Raw genomic sequence first — 19,489 nt, 5'->3', positions numbered from 1 at the left:
AACTCAATCGCCCCAGCGCCAGTCTGATAGCAGTATTCAGCCGTCACTCGCGCTAAACTGCGCGGGTTTTTCTCATACCCCATTTTCGGAGCACTCCATGTCCCGCGTTACACTAAGTCGCTATTTGATTGAGCAGACCCGCAGCAACAACACTCCTGCCGATCTGCGCTTCCTGATCGAAGTGGTGGCGCGAGCGTGCAAGGAAATCAGCCATGCGGTCTCCAAGGGCGCACTGGGCGGCGTTCTCGGCAGCATGGGCACCGAAAACGTGCAGGGCGAAGTGCAGAAAAAGCTCGACGTCATCTCCAACGAGATCCTGCTTGAAGCCAACGAATGGGGCGGTCACCTGGCCGGCATGGCTTCCGAAGAAATGGACAATGCCTACCAGATTCCCGGCAAGTACCCAAAAGGCGCGTACCTGCTGGTGTTTGACCCGCTGGACGGTTCGTCGAACATCGACATCAACGCGCCGGTCGGCACGATCTTCTCGGTACTGCGTTGCCCGAACGAATACCTGAGCCAGAACGAAGCGCTGAACGAAAACGCCTTCCTGCAGCCGGGCACCGAGCAGGTTGCTGCCGGTTATGCCATCTATGGCCCGCAGACCATGCTGGTCCTGACCCTGGGCGACGGCGTCAAAGGTTTCACCCTGGACCGCGAGATGGGCAGCTTCGTACTGACCCACGAAGACATCAAGATCCCGGAATCCACTCAGGAATTCGCCATCAACATGTCCAACCAGCGCCACTGGGAAGCCCCGGTACAGCGCTACGTCGGCGAGCTGCTGGCCGGTGAAGAAGGCCCGCTGAAAAAGAATTACAACATGCGCTGGGTGGCCGCGATGGTCGCCGATGTGCATCGCATCCTGACCCGTGGTGGTCTGTTCATGTACCCGCGCGACAGCCGCGAGCCGTCCAAGCCGGGCAAACTGCGCCTGATGTACGAAGCCAACCCGATGTCGTTCCTGGTCGAGCAGGCCGGCGGCGCGTCCACCGACGGCCATCAACGCATTCTCGACATCCAGCCTGAAGGCCTGCACCAGCGCGTGGCGGTGTTCCTGGGTTCCAAGGAAGAAGTCGAACGCGCCACGGCTTACCACAAGGAATAAGCCATGCTCGCTCCCTGGCTCCCGCTGCTTGAATGGTGGTTCGGCTCGGCCGAATCCCCCACTGAAGTGGTGAAAGCCAAGGAGAAGCTGTGGTTCGGCAAGCGCAAGGCCAACGACACCGAAGCTCGCGAACGCTTCGGTGCTCTGATGGAACAGGCGCTGGCCGGCGGTCTGCGTGAATGGGCGGAAAACCCGCACGGCTGGCTGGCCCTGGTGCTGTTGCTCGACCAGCTGCCGCGCATGGTTCATCGCAACACCGGCAAAGCCTTTGCCGGTGATCAGCGCGCTCAGGCATTGGTCCGTCATGGCCTCAAACTGGGCCGCGACCAACACCTGGACCCGTTGCAGCGCACGTTCATCTATCTGGTGCTGGAACACTGCGAAGACCTTGCCGTGCAAGACCAGGCCATCGCCTGTTTCAGCAGCCTGCTGCCGTTACTGCCGGCTACCGACCGCGACTACTTCACCCAAAGCCTCGACTACGCGCAACGTCACCAGGCAATCATCGCCCGGTTCGGGCGCTTCCCTCATCGCAACGCATTTCTGGACCGACCTTCGACTGACGAAGAGATCGAATTCCTGAAAGGCCCCGGCTCACGCTTCTGACGCGGCCGAGAATTCCTCGTTCCCCTCGGGAACCAGAACCCCTTTTTCTCTTCTAAGCTTGCGGTATCGCGCCAGCGTCTGCCCGTTTGGCGGATGTTGCGACGCAGCCCCCTTCCGCCCAGGAGCTTCATCCATGCCGTCGTTGCGCTCTCTAGCGTTATTGTCTTTTTGTGTGCTGCTGGCCGCTTGCAGCAAGGTCAATCAGGAAAATTACTCGAAACTCTCCGCCGGAATGCCCAAGGCTCAGGTCGAAGACCTGCTGGGTAGCCCGACCGAATGTTCCGGCGCGCTGGGCATGTCCAGCTGCACCTGGGGTGACCAGAAATCCTTCATCAGCGTGCAGTACGCCGGTGACAAGGTGCTGATGTTCTCGGGTCAAGGTCTGAAATAAACATGATCAAGCTGCTGCTACGTTTCGGCATTTTCGTTCTGGCCAGCTTCCTGGCCATTGGCTTCGCGCACTCGGCCGACAACCTGGAACCGCGCACGGCGGACAACGTCGACCTCAAGCAATACCAGGGCACCTGGTATGAACTGGCGCGCTTGCCGATGTTCTTCCAGCGCAACTGCGCCCAGTCAGAGGCCCACTACAAGATCAAGGGAGACGGAAACGTCGCCGTCACCAACCGCTGCCGGACCATGGAAGGCGAGTGGCAGGAAGCCATCGGCACCGCCTCGCCGCAGGTGCCCGGCAAGACCGACAAACTGTGGGTCGAGTTCGACAACTGGTTCTCGCGCCTGCTGCCGGGCTTCACCAAGGGCGACTACTGGATCCTGCACGTCAGCGAAGGCTACAAGACCGCCGTGGTCGGCAATCCGAATCGCAAATACCTGTGGCTGCTGTCCCGCACGCCGACAGTCAGCGAGTCGGTCAAACAGGAAATGCTCGGCAAGGCCCGCCAGCAGGGTTACGACACCAGCCGTTTGATCTGGCGCGAGGCGGACTCGAAGATGGGTAAATAGGCCATGCACGCTACCCGTGGGAGCGGACCGGGCTAGCCGCAGTTACCCGAGCAATTCGCGCAGCACCTTGGCAAACGCCTGGGCGCTCTGCTCTTCTTCGGCATGCCGTCCATCACGCACGACCCAGCGGCCGCTGACCATCACGTCCTTGATCTGTCGATCAGAGCCGGCGAACAGCCAGCGGTTGAGTATGCCGTCGCCGGTTGCAGTCGAGATATACGGGTCGTTGCCGTCGAGCACCAGCCAGTCCGCGCGTTGCCCGACCGCCAGTTTGCCGACCGGCTGACCCAGCGCCTGGGCGCCGCCGGACAAGGCCGCGTCGTACAGCGTGCGGCCCACCATCGGCTGATCGCTGCGATACAGACGGTTGCGGCGCTGGTCACGCAGGCGTTGCCCATATTCCAGCCAGCGCAGTTCTTCGACCACGCTGACCGACACATGACTGTCCGAGCCAATTCCCCAACGTCCGCCCTGAGCCAGGTAATCCACCGCCGGAAAAATCCCGTCACCCAGATTGGCCTCGGTGGTCAGGCACAAGCCGGCGACAGCACCGCTCTGGGCCATGAGCTGGACTTCGTCTGCACTGGCATGCGTCGCATGAACCAGGCACCAGCGCTCGTCCACCGGCGCATTTTCGTACAGCCATTGCAGCGGACGCCGACCGCTCCAGCTCAGGCAATCGTCGACCTCTTTCTGCTGCTCGGCGATGTGAATATGCACCGGGCATTGCGCATCGCCAGCGGCCAGCACTTCACTGATTTGCTCCGGTGTCACGGCGCGTAGCGAGTGGAAGCACAGCCCGACGTATTGAGCCGCTTCAGCCGCCAGCAGCGGCCGCAGCCTGGACTGCAGATCCAGATAACTGTCCGTGCTGTGGATAAACCGCCGCTGCCCGTGGTTGGGTGTCTGTCCGCCGAAACCGGAATGGCTGTAGAGCACCGGCAGCAGGGTCAGGCCGATACCCGCCTGGCGAGCGGCCTGGCTGATCTGTAGCGCCAGCTCAGTCGGATCGGCATAGGGATTGCCCGCCGGATCGTGATGCACGTAGTGAAACTCCGCGACCGATGTATAGCCGCCCTTGAGCATCTCGATGTACAGCTGACGGGCGATAGCGCCCAGCTGCTGCGGGCTGATCTGCCCGACCAGGCGATACATGAGCTCGCGCCAGGTCCAGAAACTGTCATTGGGATTGCCCGCCACTTCCGCCAACCCGGCCATGGCCCGCTGGAATGCGTGGGAATGGAGATTGGGCATGCCGGGCAACAGCGGACCGTTGAGAATCTCGGCATCCTGCCGGCTCGCATTCGCGTCGACATGGGTCAACGTACCCTGCGCATCGACTTCCAGACGCACGTCGCTGGCCCAGCCGTCCGGAAGTAGCGCACGCTCGGCAAAGAAGGCTGACATTGACTTCGCACCTCATCAGGGGAATTTGTATATACATATACAGACGATTGTCTGCCCGGTAAACTCCGGCAGGCTTGCCGCTGGCCCGCTTAATGGTTAGCTTGAGCGATCTCGCTACCCGACAGCCCCTGAACAAAGGACTCTTTCGTGCCCACGCCGCCCGCCTCAACGACCCTGGCAGCCCAGATGGGCGAAAGTCCCGCACCGCTCTATGCCCGCGTGAAGCACATGATCGCCCAGCAGATCCAGAATGGCAGCTGGCCGCCGCATCATCGCGTGCCGTCGGAAAGCGAACTGGTCACCGAGCTGGGCTTCAGCCGCATGACCATCAACCGCGCCCTGCGTGAACTCACCGCCGAAGGTCTGCTGATCCGCATGCAGGGTGTCGGCACTTTCGTCGCCGAACCCAAGAGCCAGTCGGCGTTGTTCGAAGTCCACAACATTGCGGACGAAATCGCCGCCCGCGACCATCAGCACCGCTGCAAGGTCATTCTTCTTCAGGAAGAATCGGCAGGTTCGGAGCGCGCGCTGGCACTGGACATGCGCGAAGGCCAGAAGGTGTTCCACTCGCTGATCGTGCATTTCGAAAATGACATTCCGGTGCAGATCGAAGACCGTTTCGTCAACGCTCAGGTCGCGCCGGACTACCTCAAGCAGGACTTCACCCGGCAGACGCCTTACGCTTACCTCTCGCAGGTGGCGCCGCTTACCGAGGGCGAGCATGTGGTGGAAGCGATTCTGGCCGAGCCCGACGAATGCGCCCTGCTGCAAATCGAGGCCGGCGAGCCGTGCCTGCTTATCCGCCGTCGCACCTGGTCCGGGCGTCAGCCGGTGACCGCCGCACGGCTGATTCATCCCGGCTCACGGCATCGACTGGAAGGACGCTTCAGCAAATGACCCAGACTCGCATCCTGCGCGCGGCCGACTACCCGCGCATGCCGTGGAAGAACGGCGGTGGCAGCACGGAAGAGATCACCCGCGATGCGGGCGAGCAACTGGAAGGCTTCGGCTGGAGGCTGTCGATTGCCGATATCCAGGCTTCAGGTGAGTTCTCGGTGTTCGCCGGTTACCAGCGGATCATCACCGTTCTACAAGGCGCGGGCATGCGGCTGGATGTGGACGGCGTGCCCAGTCGGCCGCTGCTGCCGTCCGATCCGTTCGCCTTCAGTGGCGACAGCGCCGTCAACTGCGCATTGCTCGACGGCCCGATACGTGATTTCAACCTGATCTACGCGCCTGAGCATTACCGCGCCCGTCTGCAATGGTTCGACGTGCGCCAGCCGCAACGGCTGTACAGCTCGGCCGACACGCTGGTGCTGTTGAGCATGGCCGAGCAGCTGGCGGTCAGTGTCAACGCGGGGCTTTGGGATATTCTCGGCAAGCATGACTGCGCGCGCGTGGACAACGCCGGCGGGCTGCTGGAGATCGAGCTACAGGCGCCAGGCGCCAGCCGTTGCTGCCTGATCGAGCTGACCGCGATTGCCCGTTGAAGGTATCCTTCGCGGCCCGTTCATAACAAGAATCCACAGCAAGGAAGACCATGACCCAATCCCAACGTCAGGAGACGCCACGCGCCGTCGCCATTCTCGCCAGCTTCCTGGCCTCTGAATCCGCTGGCGGCATCGTACTGATGATTGCTGCGCTGGCGGCCCTGATCGTCGCCAACTCGCCGCTGGCTGACGGCTATTTCGCCGTCCTGCACAGCAAGGCGTTGGGACTGTCCGTCGAACACTGGATCAACGATGGGCTGATGGCGATTTTCTTCCTGATGGTCGGCCTGGAGATCAAGCGCGAGGTACTGGCCGGTGGGCTGGCGACATGGAGCCAACGCGCGCTGCCAGGGTTCGCCGCCGCCGGCGGCATGCTGGTGCCGGCATTGATCTACATCGCGATCAACTGGGGCAACCCGCAGACCATTGCCGGCTGGGCGATTCCGGCGGCCACCGATATCGCGTTCGCCCTCGGCGTGCTCTCGCTGCTGGGCAAGCGTGTTCCAGCCTCATTGAAGGTGTTTCTTGCGGCACTGGCGATCCTCGACGATCTGGGTGCCGTCACCATCATCGCGTTCTTCTACAGCTCGGGCCTGAACCTGCCGATGCTGGGCGCCGCGTTCGCCACGCTGGCGGTGCTGATCGTCATGAACCGCCTGAACGTTCGCCGCTTGCTGCCCTACCTGCTGCTGGGTGCGGCATTGTGGTTCTTCGTGTTGCAGTCGGGGGTGCATGCGACCCTGGCCGGCGTGGCCCTGGCGCTGTGCATCCCGCTGGGCAAGCCGGAAGAAGAAGCCCGCTCACCGCTGCTGTTCCTTGAGGAGAAGCTGCATTACTGGGTCGCGTTCGCCATCGTGCCGATCTTCGGCTTTGCCAATGCCGGCGTGTCGTTGTCCGGCATATCCCTGGGCAATCTGCTGGACCCGGTTCCGCTGGGCGTAGCGCTGGGCCTGTTCATCGGCAAGCAGATCGGCGTGTTCATCGCCGCCGTGCTGGCGATTCGCGCCGGGCTGGCCGTCCTGCCCCAAGGCAGCAACTGGGTGCAGCTGTATGGCGTGGCGATCCTGTGCGGTATCGGCTTCACCATGAGCCTGTTCATCGGCAACCTGGCGTTTCCCGGTGTTGCCCATCTGGTGGACGAGGTCAAGATCGGCGTGTTGCTGGGCTCGGGTCTTGCGGCGCTGGCCGGTGTGCTGCTGTTGCGCAGTCGCCTCAGTCGGGCCTGAAAAAATATTTTTCGAACACTGCATCCAGATTGCCTTGCCGCGGGTAGTACAGACAGCAGCCATTCGGGTTGCTGAGCGCGGTCAAACAATCTGGAGATTTCTGCATGAACGCAAAACGCTTGCTCTGCCTTGCAGGTACTACCCTGGCTTTCACCTGCCTGTCGTCGGTGGCCATGGCCCAGGCCGACCTGCCCGAATCCGTCCGCGTACCCGCCGGGCACAAGGTCAGCCTGCAAACCACAGGTGTGGGTGAAATCACTTACGAATGCCGCGCCAAGGCCAACTCCACGACCGAAATGGAGTGGGCGTTCGTCGGTCCTAAAGCGGTATTGAATGACCGTAGCGGCAATCAGGTCGGCACCTACTACGGCCCGCCTGCCACCTGGGAAGCAAAAGACGGCTCGAAACTGACCGGCACTCAGGTCGCCGTAGCGCCGTCGAGCGCCGGCAACCTGCCGTATCAGTTGGTCAAGGCCAACCCGGCCCAAGGCAAAGGCGCCATGACCGACGTCGCTTACATCCAGCGAGTGGCCCTGAAAGGTGGCGTGGCTCCGACCACCGCCTGTGCCGCCGGCAACAAAGGCGCCAAGGAAGTGGTCAAGTACCAGGCCGACTACCTGTTCTGGTCCAGCAACTGATCGTCATCGGTCAAGGCACCGCGCAGCAGTTAGGCTAAGCTGCTGCGCATGCTTCGGGATGTCAGTATGGCGAGACACCCGAAGCAGCACTTATCCACAGATGGCAGATCAATTTGTCCTCCCACCAATCTGTTTTTGATTACGAAGCCGCCTTGCAGTCCTGCGCCCGTGGCGAGCGGCAGGCCTTGCATCGCCTTTATCAACAGGAAAGTGCCCGACTGCTGGGCGTGGTGCAACGCATCGTGCGTGACAACGCGCTGGCGGAAGACATCGTGCATGACGCTTTTCTCAAAATCTGGACCGGCGCCGGCAGTTTCGATGCTTCGCGCGGGTCGGCCCGTGGCTGGATGTTCAGCGTGACGCGCCATCTGGCGCTGAACAGGCTGCGCAATACTGCACGGGAAGTGCGCATGGATGAGGACGTGGATGAAGATCACCAGGCTCAGGCCACCCTCGAAGGCTGGCAGGAAACCGGTGACGCCTTTGATTGGCGAGTAAACCCCGGGCGAATTCACTCATGCCTGGAACAACTTGAACCTGTGCGACGCAACTGCGTGTTTCACGCTTACGTCGACGGTTACTCACATCAGGAAATCGCCGTGAAAATCGGCGCGCCGCTGGGCACTGTCAAAGCCTGGATCAAACGCAGCCTCAAGGCTCTGCGGGAGTGCATGGGATGAGCAAGGCTTCGGACGACGACATTCAGCACCTGGCCAGCGAATACGTGCTGGGCACACTGACCGCGCAACAACGGCTTGAAGTCGAACGACGCCTGTCTGCCGAACCGGCATTGCGCGCGGCGGTGGATGCGTGGGAAGAACGGCTCTTGCCGCTCACCGAACTGGCCGAACCTGTGACGCCTTCCGCCGGGCTTTGGGGCCGGATCGAGCGCAGCCTGAACGGTTCCGCCCGCGGTCACAGCCGCAGCGCCAACTGGTGGGACAGCCTTTCGCTGTGGCGCGGCCTGGCTGGTGCGGGCCTGGCCGCTTCGCTGGTGCTGGCCGTTACCCTGCTGACGCAGGCGCCTGCCGCGCCGTCCTATCTGGTGGTGCTGGTCGCTCCGCAGGACAAGTCGCCGGGCTGGGTCGTGCAGGCCAGCAATCCGAAGGAAATCCAGCTGATCCCGCTGAGCGTTACCGAAGTGCCGACGGACAAGGCGCTGGAGTTCTGGACCAAGGGCAACGACTGGCAAGGCCCGGTTTCCCTGGGGCTGGTCAAGCCCGGCCAGACCTTGTCGATCCCGGTCGACAAGCTCCCACCGCTACAGCCCGACCAGCTGTTCGAACTGACACTGGAGCAGGCCACCGGCTCGCCGATCGGCAAGCCTACCGGACCGATCCAGTTCATCGGCCGCGCAGTAAAAGTGGGCGTCAGCCTGTAGCAGCCGCTTGCTCGCGAAAGGAGTCGTACTTCCAGAGCGACAACATCGCCCTTGCGTCGGTATTCGCCAGCAAGCTGACTCCTGCAGATATGCCTAAAGCGCACCAACTTGTTACCCAACGCCCCATGACGGCGCCACGCCCTCTGCGCGTAACACTCTGCGTGACCCTTGCGAATCTTGCGAACGCCTGAAAACTCGGGCTTCGACGCCCACTTCTATACCGGTCTGAAAAGTTGGTCCTTCAATTGCATATGCTTGTATGTACAAGTAGAGACAGGTAGCGCGGCTTCCTGCTCTGTTCAACTGGCTGCACGCCATGGAGGATTTTTCTGTGACCGAGACTCATCAAGAACACCAACAAGACTGGACTCGCCACCGCGACACCGAAGTGCGTGCCGCCCGAGGCAACCAGTTGACGGCCAAAAGCTGGCTGACCGAAGCGCCGCTGCGCATGCTGATGAACAACCTGGACCCGGAAGTCGCCGAAAACCCCAATGAACTGGTGGTGTACGGCGGCATCGGTCGCGCCGCGCGGAATTGGGAGTGCTACGACAAGATCGTCGAAAGCCTGACCCAACTCAACGACGACGAAACCCTGTTGGTGCAATCCGGCAAGCCGGTGGGCGTGTTCAAGACCCACAGCAACGCGCCGCGGGTGTTGATCGCCAACTCCAATCTGGTGCCGCACTGGGCCAGTTGGGAGCACTTCAACGAGCTGGATGCCAAGGGCCTGGCGATGTACGGCCAGATGACCGCCGGCAGCTGGATCTACATCGGCAGCCAAGGCATCGTGCAAGGCACCTACGAAACCTTCGTCGAAGCCGGGCGCCAGCATTATGAAGGCAACCTGCAAGGCCGCTGGGTGCTGACCGCAGGGCTGGGCGGCATGGGCGGTGCGCAACCGCTGGCTGCGACCCTGGCCGGCGCCTGTTCGTTGAACATCGAATGCCAGCAGAGCCGTATCGATTTCCGCCTCAAGACTCGTTATGTGGACGAACAGGCCACCGATCTGGATGACGCCCTGGCCCGCATCGCCCGCTACACCGCTGAAGGCAAGGCGATCTCCATCGCGCTGTGCGGCAACGCCGCCGACATTCTTCCGGAAATGGTCCGGCGCGGCGTGCGCCCGGACATGGTCACCGACCAGACCAGCGCCCACGACCCGTTGAACGGCTATTTGCCCAAGGGCTGGAGCTGGGACGAATACCGTGCCCGCGCCAAATCGGAACCCGCCGAAGTGGTCATGGCCGCCAAGCAGTCCATGGCCGAGCATGTCGAAGCCATGCTGAGCTTCCAGAAGGCCGGTGTGCCGACCTTCGACTACGGCAACAACATTCGCCAGATGGCCCAGGAAATGGGCGTTGCCAATGCGTTCGATTTCCCCGGTTTCGTGCCTGCCTACATCCGCCCGCTGTTCTGTCGCGGCATCGGCCCGTTCCGCTGGGCGGCGCTGTCGGGCGACCCGCAGGATATCTACAAGACCGACGCCAGGGTCAAAGAGCTGATCCCCGACGATGCGCACTTGCATAACTGGCTGGACATGGCCCGCGAGCGCATCAGCTTTCAGGGCCTGCCGGCGCGTATCTGCTGGGTCGGTCTGGGCCAGCGCGCCAAGCTGGGCCTGGCGTTCAACGAAATGGTGCGCAGCGGCGAGCTGTCGGCGCCGGTGGTGATCGGCCGCGACCATCTGGACTCCGGCTCGGTCGCCAGCCCCAACCGCGAAACCGAATCCATGCGCGACGGCTCCGATGCGGTGTCCGACTGGCCATTGCTCAACGCCCTGCTCAACACCGCCAGCGGCGCGACCTGGGTATCGCTGCATCATGGCGGCGGCGTGGGCATGGGTTTCTCGCAGCACTCGGGGATGGTCATCGTCTGCGACGGCACCGACGAGGCGGCCGAACGTATTGCCCGCGTGCTGCACAACGATCCGGCCAGTGGCGTGATGCGACATGCCGACGCCGGCTATGACATCGCCATCGATTGCGCCAGAGAGCAGGGTCTCAACCTGCCGATGATCGGACGCTGAACGCGTGCCGGATACCTGTTTGAAGCTGCCCTCACCCCTTTCAGGCTTAGGAGCATCAACCATGAAAATGAAAAAGGCGCTGTTGACCACATTGATTTCGGCCGGCGTGCTCGCCGCCAGCGGAACGAGCCAGGCCGCAGGCTGGTGCGAATCCGGCAAGCCGGTGAAATTCGCCGGCTTGAACTGGGAAAGCGCGATGCTGCTGACCGACATTCTGCAAGTGGTCTTCGACAAGGGTTACGGCTGCACCGTAGACGCACTGCCGGGCAACTCGATTGCCATGGAAAATGCCCTGAGCACCAATGATATTCAGGTGTTTGCCGAAGAGTGGGTCGGCCGCAGCGAAGTGTGGAACAAGGCTGCCGCAGCGGGAAAAGTGGTCGGCATCGGCGCGCCGGTGGTCGGCGCCGTGGAAGGCTGGTACGTGCCGCGTTACGTGATCGAGGGCGATGCCAAGCGCAAGCTGGAAGCCAAGGCGCCCAACCTCAAGGCGGTAAGCGATCTGCCTCAGTACGCGGCAGTGTTCAAGGATCAGGAAGAACCCGGCAAAGGACGCTTCTACAATTGCCCGGCCGGCTGGACCTGCGAGCTGGACAACAGCGAAATGCTCAAGAGCTACGGCCTGGAAGACAAATACACCAACTTCCGGCCGGGCACCGGCCCGGCGCTGGATGCGGCTATTCTGTCCAGCTACAAGCGTGGCGAGCCGATTCTCACCTATTACTGGTCGCCGACGCCGCTGATGGGCCAGGTCGATCTGGTGCGGCTGGACGAGAAACCGGGTGTGAACAAGACCATCGATATCAAGGTCGGTGTGTCCAGAGTCTTTCACGAACAGGCTCCCGAACTGGTCGCCGTGCTTGAGAAAGTCAACCTGCCCATCGACCTGCTGAATCAGAATCTCGGACGCATGGCCAAGGAACGGATCGAGTCGCCCAAACTGGCCAGGATCTTCCTCAAGGAACACCCGGAAGTCTGGCATAAGTGGGTCAGCGAGGACGCCGCGAAGAAAGTGGACGCCGCGCTGTAAGGTCAGCAGACCCGCCACTCCCAACCTGAGAGCCGCTTATGTTTCCCGAAAGCTTCACTTTCTCGATCGCCAACTGGGTGAACGACGGGGTCGACGCCCTGGTTACCGAATACGGCGATGTGTTCCGGCACATCTCCGACACCCTGCTGTGGGCCATCGTCAACCTGGAAGGCCTGCTGCGCCTGGCGCCCTGGTGGCTGATGCTGCTGATCGTCGGCGGCATTGCCTGGCACGCCACGCGCAAGATCTTCACCACGCTGGTGATCGTCGGCCTGCTGTTTCTGGTAGGTGCGGTGGGCTTGTGGGACAAACTCATGCAGACCCTGGCGCTGATGCTGGTGGCCACGTTCATCGCGGTGTTGATCGGCATTCCGCTGGGCATTCTGTCGGCCCGCAGCAATCGCCTGCGCTCGGTGTTGATGCCGCTGCTGGACATCATGCAGACCATGCCCAGCTTCGTGTACCTGATTCCGGTGCTGATGCTGTTCGGCCTGGGCAAGGTGCCGGCGATCTTCGCCACGGTGATCTACGCCGCGCCGCCCCTGATTCGCCTGACCGACCTGGGCATCCGCCAGGTGGATGGCGAAGTGATGGAGGCCATCAACGCCTTCGGCGCCAACCGCTGGCAGCAACTGTTCGGCGTGCAGTTGCCGCTGGCCTTGCCGAGCATCATGGCCGGCATCAACCAGACCACCATGATGGCGCTGTCGATGGTGGTGATTGCCTCAATGATCGGCGCCCGTGGCCTGGGCGAAGACGTATTGGTCGGGATTCAGACACTCAACGTCGGACGCGGGCTGGAGGCGGGCCTTGCCATCGTCATTCTGGCGGTGGTGATCGACCGCATCACTCAGGCTTACGGCCGCCCACGGCATGAGGCGAGCAAATGATGGACATGCAAGCGAACAAGATCGTCGTGCGCAATGTGTACAAAATCTTCGGCAACCGTGAAAGCGAAGCGCTGGCGATGGTGCGCAACAACCAGTCGAAGGATCAGGTGCTGGCGCAAACCGGCTGCGTGGTCGGCGTGAATGACTTGTCGCTGTCCATCGGCAGCGGCGAAATCTTTGTGATCATGGGGCTTTCCGGCTCGGGCAAGTCGACGCTGGTGCGCCACTTCAACCGGCTGATCGACCCTACCAGCGGCGAAATCCTGGTCGATGGCGAAGACATCCTGCGCTACGACATGGAAGCCCTGCGCCAATTCCGGCGGCAGAAAATCAGCATGGTGTTCCAGGGCTTCGGCCTGCTGCCCCACAAGACCGTGCTGGATAACGTCGCCTACGGCTTGAAGGTACGCGGCGAAAGCAAGGCGTTGTGCCGTGAGCGGGCGTTGCACTGGGTCGCGACCGTGGGTTTGAAGGGCTATGAAGACAAGTACCCGCACCAGCTGTCCGGCGGCATGCGCCAGCGGGTCGGCCTGGCCCGGGCACTGGCGGCCGACACCGACATCATTCTGATGGACGAAGCCTTCAGCGCCCTCGACCCGCTGATTCGCGCCGAGATGCAGGACCAGTTGCTGGAGCTGCAGTCGAGCCTGCACAAGACCATCGTGTTCATCACCCACGATCTGGATGAAGCCGTGCGCATCGGCAATCGCATCGCAATTCTCAAGGACGGGCGGCTGATCCAGGTCGGAACCCCCAAGGAAATCCTGCATTCACCCGCCGACGAATACGTGGACCGTTTCGTCCAGCGTCGCGTGGCAACCCTTTAAGGACCGTGGCCGATGTCGCGAGCAGAACAGATCCTCATTGATGACGCCCCGCTGGGCTGGCAGGACGTGGTGGCCGTGGCACGGCATGGTGCGCAGCTGGCCTTGTCCGACAGCGCATGGGCGCGCATCGACAATGCCCAGGCCATCGTCCGGCGCATCGTCGCCAGCGGTGAGCGTGCCTATGGCGTGAACACCGGGCTGGGCGCGTTGTGCAATGTGTCGCTGGAAGGCGAGCAACTGAGCCGGTTGTCGCGCAATACCTTGCTCAGCCATGCCTGCGGCGTCGGCACACCGTTGCCGGACGAGCAGACGCGAGCGATCATCTGCGCGGCTGTCGTCAATTACAGCCAGGGCAAATCCGGCATTCATCGGCAAGTGGTCGAAGCGCTGCTGGCGTTGCTCAATCGCGGTATGACTCCGCAGGTGCCGAGCCAAGGCTCGGTCGGCTACCTGACGCATATGGCGCATATCGCCATTGCGCTGCTGGGCGTCGGGCAGGTCAGCTATCGCGGGCAGATCGTCGCCGCCTCACAGGCGCTGAGCGCGGAAGGACTGTCGCCGGTCCGGCTCGGCGCCAAGGACGGGCTGTGCCTGGTCAACGGCACGCCGTGCATGACCGGCCTCGCTTGCCTGGCGATTGCCGATGCCGAGCACCTGGCGCAATGGGCCGACGTGACCGGGGCCATGAGCTTCGAGGCACTGCGCGGACAACTGGACGCTTTCGATGCCAGCATTCTTGCCCTCAAGCCGCATCCGGGCATGCAGCAGGTGGGTCGCAATCTGCGCAATCTGCTGGCGAACAGTGAAGTGCTCGCCAACGGCCAGGGCATCCGCACCCAGGACGCGCTGAGCATTCGTTCGATTCCGCAGGTACACGGCGCAACCCGCGATCAACTGGCGCATGCCACGCGGCAGATCGAGACCGAACTCAATGCCGCCACCGACAACCCGTTGCTGCTGGGCACGCCCGATGACTACCGCGTGGTGTCCCAGGCCAACCCGCACGGGCAATCGGTGGCGATGGCGGCGGATCTGCTGTGCATCGCGCTGGCCGAACTGGGTGCGATTGCCGAGCGCCGCCTGGACCGTCTGATCAACCCGCTGGTCAGCGGTTTGCCGGCGTTTCTGGTCAGCCAGCCGGGGGTCAACTCGGGAATGATGATCGCCCAGTACGTGGCCGCTTCGCTGTGCGCGGAAAACCGCCAGCTCGCGCAACCGGCAGTGGTCGACAACTACGTCACCTCCGGTTTGCAGGAAGATCACTTGAGCATGGGCACCAACGCCGCATTGAAGCTGCACAAGGTGCTGGGCAATGTGCGCCAGATCCTTGCCATCGAATACCTGCTGGCCGCCCAGGCTTTCGAATTTCTCAAGGACCAGCGCCTGGGCACCGGCACTCAGGCCGCGTGGCATCTGCTGCGCGAACAGGTCCCGCCCTATGACGAAGACCGTTGGCTGGCGCCGGACATCGCCCGCAGCGTAGACGTACTCAAGCATCAACAAGCGCTGGAAAGGATTTTCCAGCCAGGCCGTGAATCCACGGCCGCTCAGCACCGCAGTCGGCACTCAAGCGGCGAAACAGCCGCCACTGCCACACCGCCGACCGACATCACCACAGGAGTAGCTTCATCGTGACCATTTCCTCATCTGCCCAGGCCCTGAATCTGATTCCCGGCCAACTGACGCTTGCTCAATTGCGCGCCATCTATCAGCAACCGGTGATGCTGACACTGGACAGTTGCGCCGATCAGGGCATCGACGACAGCGTGGCCTGTGTCGAACGCATCCTGGCGGAAAATCGAACCGCCTACGGTATCAACACCGGTTTCGGCCTGCTGGCTTCGACGCGGATCGCCAGCGCCGATCTGGAAAACCTGCAACGCTCGCTGGTGCTGTCCCACGCGGCGGGTGTCGGCCAGCCGATCAGCGATGCGCTGGTGCGACTGGTCATGGTGCTGAAGGTCAACGCGCTGAGCCGGGGCTTTTCCGGCATCCGGCGCAAGGTGATCGACGCGCTGATCGCGCTGATCAACGCCGAGGTCTACCCGCACATTCCGCTCAAGGGTTCGGTCGGCGCCTCCGGCGACCTCGCCCCGCTGGCCCATATGTCCCTGGTGCTGCTGGGCGAAGGCAAGGCGCGCTACAAAGGCGAATGGCTCAGCGCTGTCGAGGCGCTGGCGGTCGCCGGCCTGAAACCGCTGACTCTGGCGGCCAAGGAAGGTCTGGCGCTGCTCAACGGCACGCAAGTATCCACCGCCTACGCCCTGCGCGGCCTGTTCGAAGGTGAAGACCTGTTTGCTGCGGCCATGTCCTGCGGCGCGCTGACCGTCGAGGCTGTGCTCGGCTCACGCTCACCATTCGACGCGCGAATTCACGCCGCCCGCGGCCAGCGCGGGCAGATCGACGCCGCCGCCTGTTATCGCGAGCTGCTGGGCGAGCGCAGTGAAGTGTCCGAGTCCCACCGCAATTGCGACAAGGTGCAGGACCCGTATTCGCTGCGCTGCCAGCCGCAGGTCATGGGCGCCTGCCTGACCCAGCTGCGCCAGGCCGCCGAGGTGCTGGAGATCGAGTCCAACGCGGTGTCCGACAATCCGCTGGTGTTCGCCGCCGAGAACGACGTGATTTCCGGCGGCAACTTCCACGCCGAGCCGGTGGCGATGGCGGCGGACAACCTGGCGCTGGCGATTGCCGAGATCGGTTCGCTGAGCGAACGGCGCATTTCTCTGATGATGGACAAGCACATGTCGCAGCTGCCGCCGTTCCTGGTCGCCAACGGCGGGGTCAATTCCGGCTTCATGATCGCCCAGGTCACGGCGGCCGCCCTGGCCAGTGAAAACAAGGCTTTGGCCCATCCGCACAGCGTCGACAGCCTACCGACTTCGGCCAATCAGGAAGACCATGTGTCGATGGCGCCGGCCGCCGGTAAGCGATTGTGGGAAATGGCAGAAAACGTTCGAGGGATTCTTGCCGTAGAATGGCTGGCTGCCTGCCAGGGTCTGGATTTGCGCGACGGCCTGAAAACCTCGCCCAAGCTGGAACAAGCCCGTTCCATCCTGCGCAGCAAAGTACCGTCCTACGAAAAGGACCGCTTTTTCGCACCGGACATCGAGGCTGCCAGCCAGCTGTTGTCTTCAACTTGCCTGAACCCGCTGGTTCCTGCACGTCTGCTACCCAGTTTGTGATGCGCCGCGAGCCTGGCAGGGCTCGCAATGGTCAGTCGCTGCGGGAAGCCGGATGCAGGCGTTCTCGCAGCTATTGCCATACCCAGTAATGAATTGGACCTGAAATGACGTCACAAGATGGTTTGAAACGCGGATTATCCGCCCGGCACATTCGCTTCATGGCCCTGGGCGCTGCCATCGGCACAGGGTTGTTCTACGGCTCGGCCGCCGCCATCCAGCAGGCCGGTCCCGCTGTTCTTCTGGCCTACCTGATCGGTGGCGCCGCAGTGTTCATGGTCATGCGCGCCTTGGGCGAGATGGCCGTACACGACCCGGCCGCCGGCTCCTTCAGCCATTACGCGACTCGCCACCTCGGCCCGCTGGCAGGTTTCGTGCTGGGCTGGACCTACGCGTTCGAGATGGTGATCGTGTGCCTGGCCGACGTAACGGCATTCGGGCTTTACATGGGATTCTGGTTCCCCGAAGTTCCGCGCTGGATCTGGGTGCTGAGCATCGTGTTCCTGATCGGCGCCCTGAACCTGTGCAACGTCAAGGTGTTCGGCGAAACCGAATTCTGGCTGTCGCTGCTCAAGGTTGCCGCCATCATCGCGATGATCGCCGCCGGTTTCGGCATCATGCTGTTCGGCATCGGCTCGTCGAGCAGCGCCACGCCCATCGGCATCAGTAACCTCTGGGAACACGGCGGCTTCATGCCCAATGGCATCGGCGGATTGATCGCGTCGTTTGCCGTGGTGATGTTTGCCTTCGGCGGTATCGAAGTCATCGGCATCACTGCCGGTGAAGCCAAAGACCCGCAACGTACCTTGCCGCGTGCGATCAACACCGTGCCGCTGCGCATCCTGTTGTTCTACGTGCTCACCCTGTTCGTGCTGATGTGCATTTACCCTTGGCCGCAGATCGGCACCCAGGGCAGCCCGTTCGTGCAGATTTTCGACAACCTGGGTATCGCCTCGGCCGCCACCATCCTCAATATCGTGGTGATCTCGGCGGCGGTATCGGCGATCAACAGCGACATCTTCGGCGCCGGCCGCATGATGTACGGCCTGGCTCAGGACGGTCAGGCGCCGGCCGGCTTTGCCCGGCTTTCGCCGCAAGGCGTGCCGTGGATGACCGTGCTGGTCATGGCCGTGGCCTTGCTGGGCGGCGTGGTGCTCAATTACCTGATTCCCAAAGACGTCTTCCTGCTCATCGCCTCGCTCGCCACCTTCGCGACCGTTTGGGTATGGCTGATGATTCTGTTGACCCAGGTTGCCATGCGTCGCTCGATGAGCCCTGACGAAGCGGCACAGCTAAAGTTTCCAGTACCGTTTTGGCCTTACGGTCCTGCCGCCGCCATCGTATTCATGCTGTTCATCTTCGGGGTGCTGGGCTACTTCCCGGACAACCGTGCCGCGCTGATCGTCGGCGCGGTCTGGATTGCCTTGTTGGTCGTCGCCTACAACCTGTGGATCGTGCCCAGGCAGCTCAAAACAATGAAATAGCCCAAGGAGGCCCCGGATGAGAACACTTTGGAAGAACTGTCACATTGCGACCATGGCACAGGGTCGTTACTCGATCATCGAGAACGCCGCCATCGTGACCTCTGGAGAACTCATCCACTGGATAGGGCCTCACGGGCAACTCGCCGACTCCGGGTTCGATGGCACGGTGGACCTGGGCGGCGCCTGGGTGACGCCGGGGCTCATCGACTGCCATACCCACGCGGTGTTCGGCGGCAATCGCAGCGGTGAATTCGAACAACGGCTGCAAGGCGTCAGCTACGCCGAAATCGCCGCTGCCGGCGGTGGTATCGCCAGCACGGTGCGGGCCACCCGCGCGGCCAGCGAGGATGAGCTGTACGCCAGCGCCGAGCGCCGCCTTCGGCACCTGCTCAAGGAAGGCGTGACCACGGTCGAGATGAAATCCGGCTACGGGCTGGATCTGGAGAACGAGCGCAAACTGTTGCGAGTGATCCGGCGCCTGGGCAACACCCAGCCGGTGACCGTGCGCAGCACTTGTCTTGCCGCCCACGCCCTGCCGCCGGAATACATCGGCCGTGCGGATGACTACATCAACCATATCTGCGGCCATATGCTGCCGGCCCTGGCGGCCGAGGGGCTGGTGGACGCCGTGGATGCCTTCTGTGAATACCTGGCGTTTTCGCCCGAGCAGGTCGAGCAGGTGTTCATCACCGCAGGCCAGCTGGGGTTGCCGGTAAAGCTGCACGCCGAACAGCTGTCCTCGCTGGGCGGTTCCGGCCTTGCCGCTCGTTACCAGGCCTTGTCGGCGGATCATCTGGAGTTCATGACCGAAGACGACGCCATCGCCATGGCCGCTGCCGGTACGGTGGCCGTGCTGCTGCCGGGTGCCTTTTACTTCCTGCGCGAAACCCAGCTGCCGCCGCTGGATACCCTGCGCCAGCATGGCGTTTCCATCGCCCTTGCGACCGATATGAACCCTGGCACGTCGCCCGGCCTGTCGCTGCGGCTGATGATGAACATGGGTTGCACGCTGTTCCGCATGACGCCGGAGGAAACACTGGCCGGCGTCACTTTGAACGCTGCCAAAGCCTTGGGGCTGGGTGACAGCCACGGCTCGCTGGAAGTCGGCAAGGTGGCGGATTTCGTTGCCTGGGATATCGAACGGCCTGCCGACCTGAGCTACTGGCTGGGCGGCGATCTGGATAAACGCATCGTGCGCCACGGCGTCGAATCAATGATCTGAGGAGTTCAC

Annotated in this window: 19 protein-coding genes; 18 read left to right on the top strand and 1 reads right to left on the bottom strand. The window is 62.6% G+C overall.

All coding sequences use genetic code 11. The features are described 5' to 3' along the window. Positions 1-97 precede the first annotated feature (97 nt). The 4 genes from EGJ27_RS06090 (at position 98) to EGJ27_RS06075 (ending at position 2,677) form a co-directional block, all read left to right on the top strand. A complete protein-coding gene (locus EGJ27_RS06090) occupies positions 98-1,108 on the top strand; it encodes a class 1 fructose-bisphosphatase (RefSeq protein WP_125829829.1) in 1,011 nt (336 codons plus the stop codon). Positions 1,109-1,111: 3 nt separating this feature from the next. Further along, positions 1,112-1,714, top strand: coding sequence for a DUF924 family protein (locus EGJ27_RS06085; RefSeq protein WP_125829828.1), 603 nt, complete (start codon positions 1,112-1,114; stop codon positions 1,712-1,714). Between the two features lie 133 nt (positions 1,715-1,847). Beyond that, positions 1,848-2,105 (top strand): outer membrane protein assembly factor BamE, encoded by a 258-nt coding sequence (gene bamE / locus EGJ27_RS06080; RefSeq protein ID WP_125829827.1) that lies wholly within the window; start codon positions 1,848-1,850, stop codon positions 2,103-2,105. Positions 2,106-2,107: 2 nt separating this feature from the next. Further along, on the top strand, positions 2,108-2,677 hold the full coding sequence (locus EGJ27_RS06075; RefSeq protein WP_125829826.1) for a lipocalin family protein: 570 nt from the start codon (positions 2,108-2,110) through the stop codon (positions 2,675-2,677). A 42-nt stretch (positions 2,678-2,719) separates the two neighbouring features. On the opposite strand, the gene EGJ27_RS06070 is transcribed toward EGJ27_RS06075, so the two are convergent. Next, a complete protein-coding gene (locus tag EGJ27_RS06070; protein WP_125829825.1) occupies positions 2,720-4,084 on the bottom strand; it encodes a formimidoylglutamate deiminase in 1,365 nt (454 codons plus the stop codon). Between the two features lie 186 nt (positions 4,085-4,270). On the opposite strand from EGJ27_RS06070, the gene hutC reads away from it, so the two are divergent. From hutC to hutI, 14 genes are all read left to right on the top strand, one after another. Then, positions 4,271-4,981 (top strand): histidine utilization repressor, encoded by a 711-nt coding sequence (gene hutC / locus EGJ27_RS06065; protein WP_177522972.1) that lies wholly within the window; start codon positions 4,271-4,273, stop codon positions 4,979-4,981. Beyond that, complete coding sequence (locus EGJ27_RS06060; RefSeq protein ID WP_125829823.1) at positions 4,978-5,574, top strand: HutD family protein; 597 nt, start codon at positions 4,978-4,980, stop codon at positions 5,572-5,574. Before hutC ends, EGJ27_RS06060 begins: the two co-directional genes overlap by 4 nt. A 50-nt stretch (positions 5,575-5,624) precedes the next feature. After that, complete coding sequence (gene nhaA, locus EGJ27_RS06055) at positions 5,625-6,800, top strand: Na+/H+ antiporter NhaA (RefSeq protein ID WP_125829822.1); 1,176 nt, start codon at positions 5,625-5,627, stop codon at positions 6,798-6,800. A 104-nt stretch (positions 6,801-6,904) separates the two neighbouring features. Further along, complete coding sequence (locus EGJ27_RS06050) at positions 6,905-7,438, top strand: DUF3455 domain-containing protein (protein ID WP_125829821.1); 534 nt, start codon at positions 6,905-6,907, stop codon at positions 7,436-7,438. A 113-nt stretch (positions 7,439-7,551) separates the two neighbouring features. Further along, complete coding sequence (locus EGJ27_RS06045) at positions 7,552-8,118, top strand: sigma-70 family RNA polymerase sigma factor (RefSeq protein WP_125829820.1); 567 nt, start codon at positions 7,552-7,554, stop codon at positions 8,116-8,118. Next, positions 8,115-8,819: an anti-sigma factor domain-containing protein gene (locus EGJ27_RS06040; protein WP_125829819.1), complete on the top strand. Its 705-nt coding sequence runs from the start codon at positions 8,115-8,117 to the stop codon at positions 8,817-8,819. Before EGJ27_RS06045 ends, EGJ27_RS06040 begins: the two co-directional genes overlap by 4 nt. A gap of 316 nt (positions 8,820-9,135) precedes the next feature. After that, positions 9,136-10,848, top strand: coding sequence for a urocanate hydratase (hutU, locus tag EGJ27_RS06035; RefSeq protein WP_177522946.1), 1,713 nt, complete (start codon positions 9,136-9,138; stop codon positions 10,846-10,848). A gap of 61 nt (positions 10,849-10,909) precedes the next feature. Beyond that, positions 10,910-11,878: an ABC transporter substrate-binding protein gene (locus tag EGJ27_RS06030; RefSeq protein ID WP_125829817.1), complete on the top strand. Its 969-nt coding sequence runs from the start codon at positions 10,910-10,912 to the stop codon at positions 11,876-11,878. A gap of 38 nt (positions 11,879-11,916) precedes the next feature. Next, positions 11,917-12,768 (top strand): proline/glycine betaine ABC transporter permease, encoded by an 852-nt coding sequence (locus EGJ27_RS06025; protein ID WP_125829816.1) that lies wholly within the window; start codon positions 11,917-11,919, stop codon positions 12,766-12,768. Beyond that, a complete protein-coding gene (locus EGJ27_RS06020) occupies positions 12,765-13,595 on the top strand; it encodes a glycine betaine/L-proline ABC transporter ATP-binding protein (RefSeq protein ID WP_125829815.1) in 831 nt (276 codons plus the stop codon). Before EGJ27_RS06025 ends, EGJ27_RS06020 begins: the two co-directional genes overlap by 4 nt. 12 nt (positions 13,596-13,607) lie before the next feature. Beyond that, on the top strand, positions 13,608-15,230 hold the full coding sequence (hutH, locus tag EGJ27_RS06015; RefSeq protein WP_125829814.1) for a histidine ammonia-lyase: 1,623 nt from the start codon (positions 13,608-13,610) through the stop codon (positions 15,228-15,230). Positions 15,231-15,232: 2 nt separating this feature from the next. After that, positions 15,233-16,777: a histidine ammonia-lyase gene (gene hutH, locus EGJ27_RS06010; protein WP_125830108.1), complete on the top strand. Its 1,545-nt coding sequence runs from the start codon at positions 15,233-15,235 to the stop codon at positions 16,775-16,777. A 104-nt stretch (positions 16,778-16,881) separates the two neighbouring features. Beyond that, entirely contained in the window at positions 16,882-18,258 is a 1,377-nt protein-coding gene (locus EGJ27_RS06005) for an amino acid permease (protein ID WP_125829813.1), read from the top strand. 16 nt (positions 18,259-18,274) lie between these two features. Next, a complete protein-coding gene (gene hutI / locus EGJ27_RS06000; protein ID WP_125829812.1) occupies positions 18,275-19,480 on the top strand; it encodes an imidazolonepropionase in 1,206 nt (401 codons plus the stop codon). Positions 19,481-19,489: the final 9 nt, after the last annotated feature.

The organism is Pseudomonas sp. v388, from assembly GCF_003935425.1.
Lineage (GTDB): Bacteria > Pseudomonadota > Gammaproteobacteria > Pseudomonadales > Pseudomonadaceae > Aquipseudomonas.
The sequence above is the reverse complement of the archived record's forward strand: the minus strand, read 5'-3'. Positions and strand labels throughout refer to the sequence as shown.

What these genes read in the sequence shown, in the direction of transcription:
- EGJ27_RS06090 (WP_125829829.1), top strand. Translation starts at nt 98, where the DNA reads ATGTCCCGCGTTACACTAAGTCGCTATTTGATTGAGCAGACCCGCAGC.
- EGJ27_RS06085 (WP_125829828.1), top strand. Translation starts at nt 1,112, where the DNA reads ATGCTCGCTCCCTGGCTCCCGCTGCTTGAATGGTGGTTCGGCTCGGCC.
- bamE (WP_125829827.1), top strand. Translation starts at nt 1,848, where the DNA reads ATGCCGTCGTTGCGCTCTCTAGCGTTATTGTCTTTTTGTGTGCTGCTG.
- EGJ27_RS06075 (WP_125829826.1), top strand. Translation starts at nt 2,108, where the DNA reads ATGATCAAGCTGCTGCTACGTTTCGGCATTTTCGTTCTGGCCAGCTTC.
- EGJ27_RS06070 (WP_125829825.1), bottom strand. Translation starts at nt 4,084, where the DNA reads ATGTCAGCCTTCTTTGCCGAGCGTGCGCTACTTCCGGACGGCTGGGCC.
- hutC (WP_177522972.1), top strand. Translation starts at nt 4,271, where the DNA reads ATGGGCGAAAGTCCCGCACCGCTCTATGCCCGCGTGAAGCACATGATC.
- EGJ27_RS06060 (WP_125829823.1), top strand. Translation starts at nt 4,978, where the DNA reads ATGACCCAGACTCGCATCCTGCGCGCGGCCGACTACCCGCGCATGCCG.
- nhaA (WP_125829822.1), top strand. Translation starts at nt 5,625, where the DNA reads ATGACCCAATCCCAACGTCAGGAGACGCCACGCGCCGTCGCCATTCTC.
- EGJ27_RS06050 (WP_125829821.1), top strand. Translation starts at nt 6,905, where the DNA reads ATGAACGCAAAACGCTTGCTCTGCCTTGCAGGTACTACCCTGGCTTTC.
- EGJ27_RS06040 (WP_125829819.1), top strand. Translation starts at nt 8,115, where the DNA reads ATGAGCAAGGCTTCGGACGACGACATTCAGCACCTGGCCAGCGAATAC.
- hutU (WP_177522946.1), top strand. Translation starts at nt 9,136, where the DNA reads ATGGAGGATTTTTCTGTGACCGAGACTCATCAAGAACACCAACAAGAC.
- EGJ27_RS06030 (WP_125829817.1), top strand. Translation starts at nt 10,910, where the DNA reads ATGAAAATGAAAAAGGCGCTGTTGACCACATTGATTTCGGCCGGCGTG.
- EGJ27_RS06025 (WP_125829816.1), top strand. Translation starts at nt 11,917, where the DNA reads ATGTTTCCCGAAAGCTTCACTTTCTCGATCGCCAACTGGGTGAACGAC.
- EGJ27_RS06020 (WP_125829815.1), top strand. Translation starts at nt 12,765, where the DNA reads ATGATGGACATGCAAGCGAACAAGATCGTCGTGCGCAATGTGTACAAA.
- hutH (WP_125829814.1), top strand. Translation starts at nt 13,608, where the DNA reads ATGTCGCGAGCAGAACAGATCCTCATTGATGACGCCCCGCTGGGCTGG.
- EGJ27_RS06005 (WP_125829813.1), top strand. Translation starts at nt 16,882, where the DNA reads ATGACGTCACAAGATGGTTTGAAACGCGGATTATCCGCCCGGCACATT.
- hutI (WP_125829812.1), top strand. Translation starts at nt 18,275, where the DNA reads ATGAGAACACTTTGGAAGAACTGTCACATTGCGACCATGGCACAGGGT.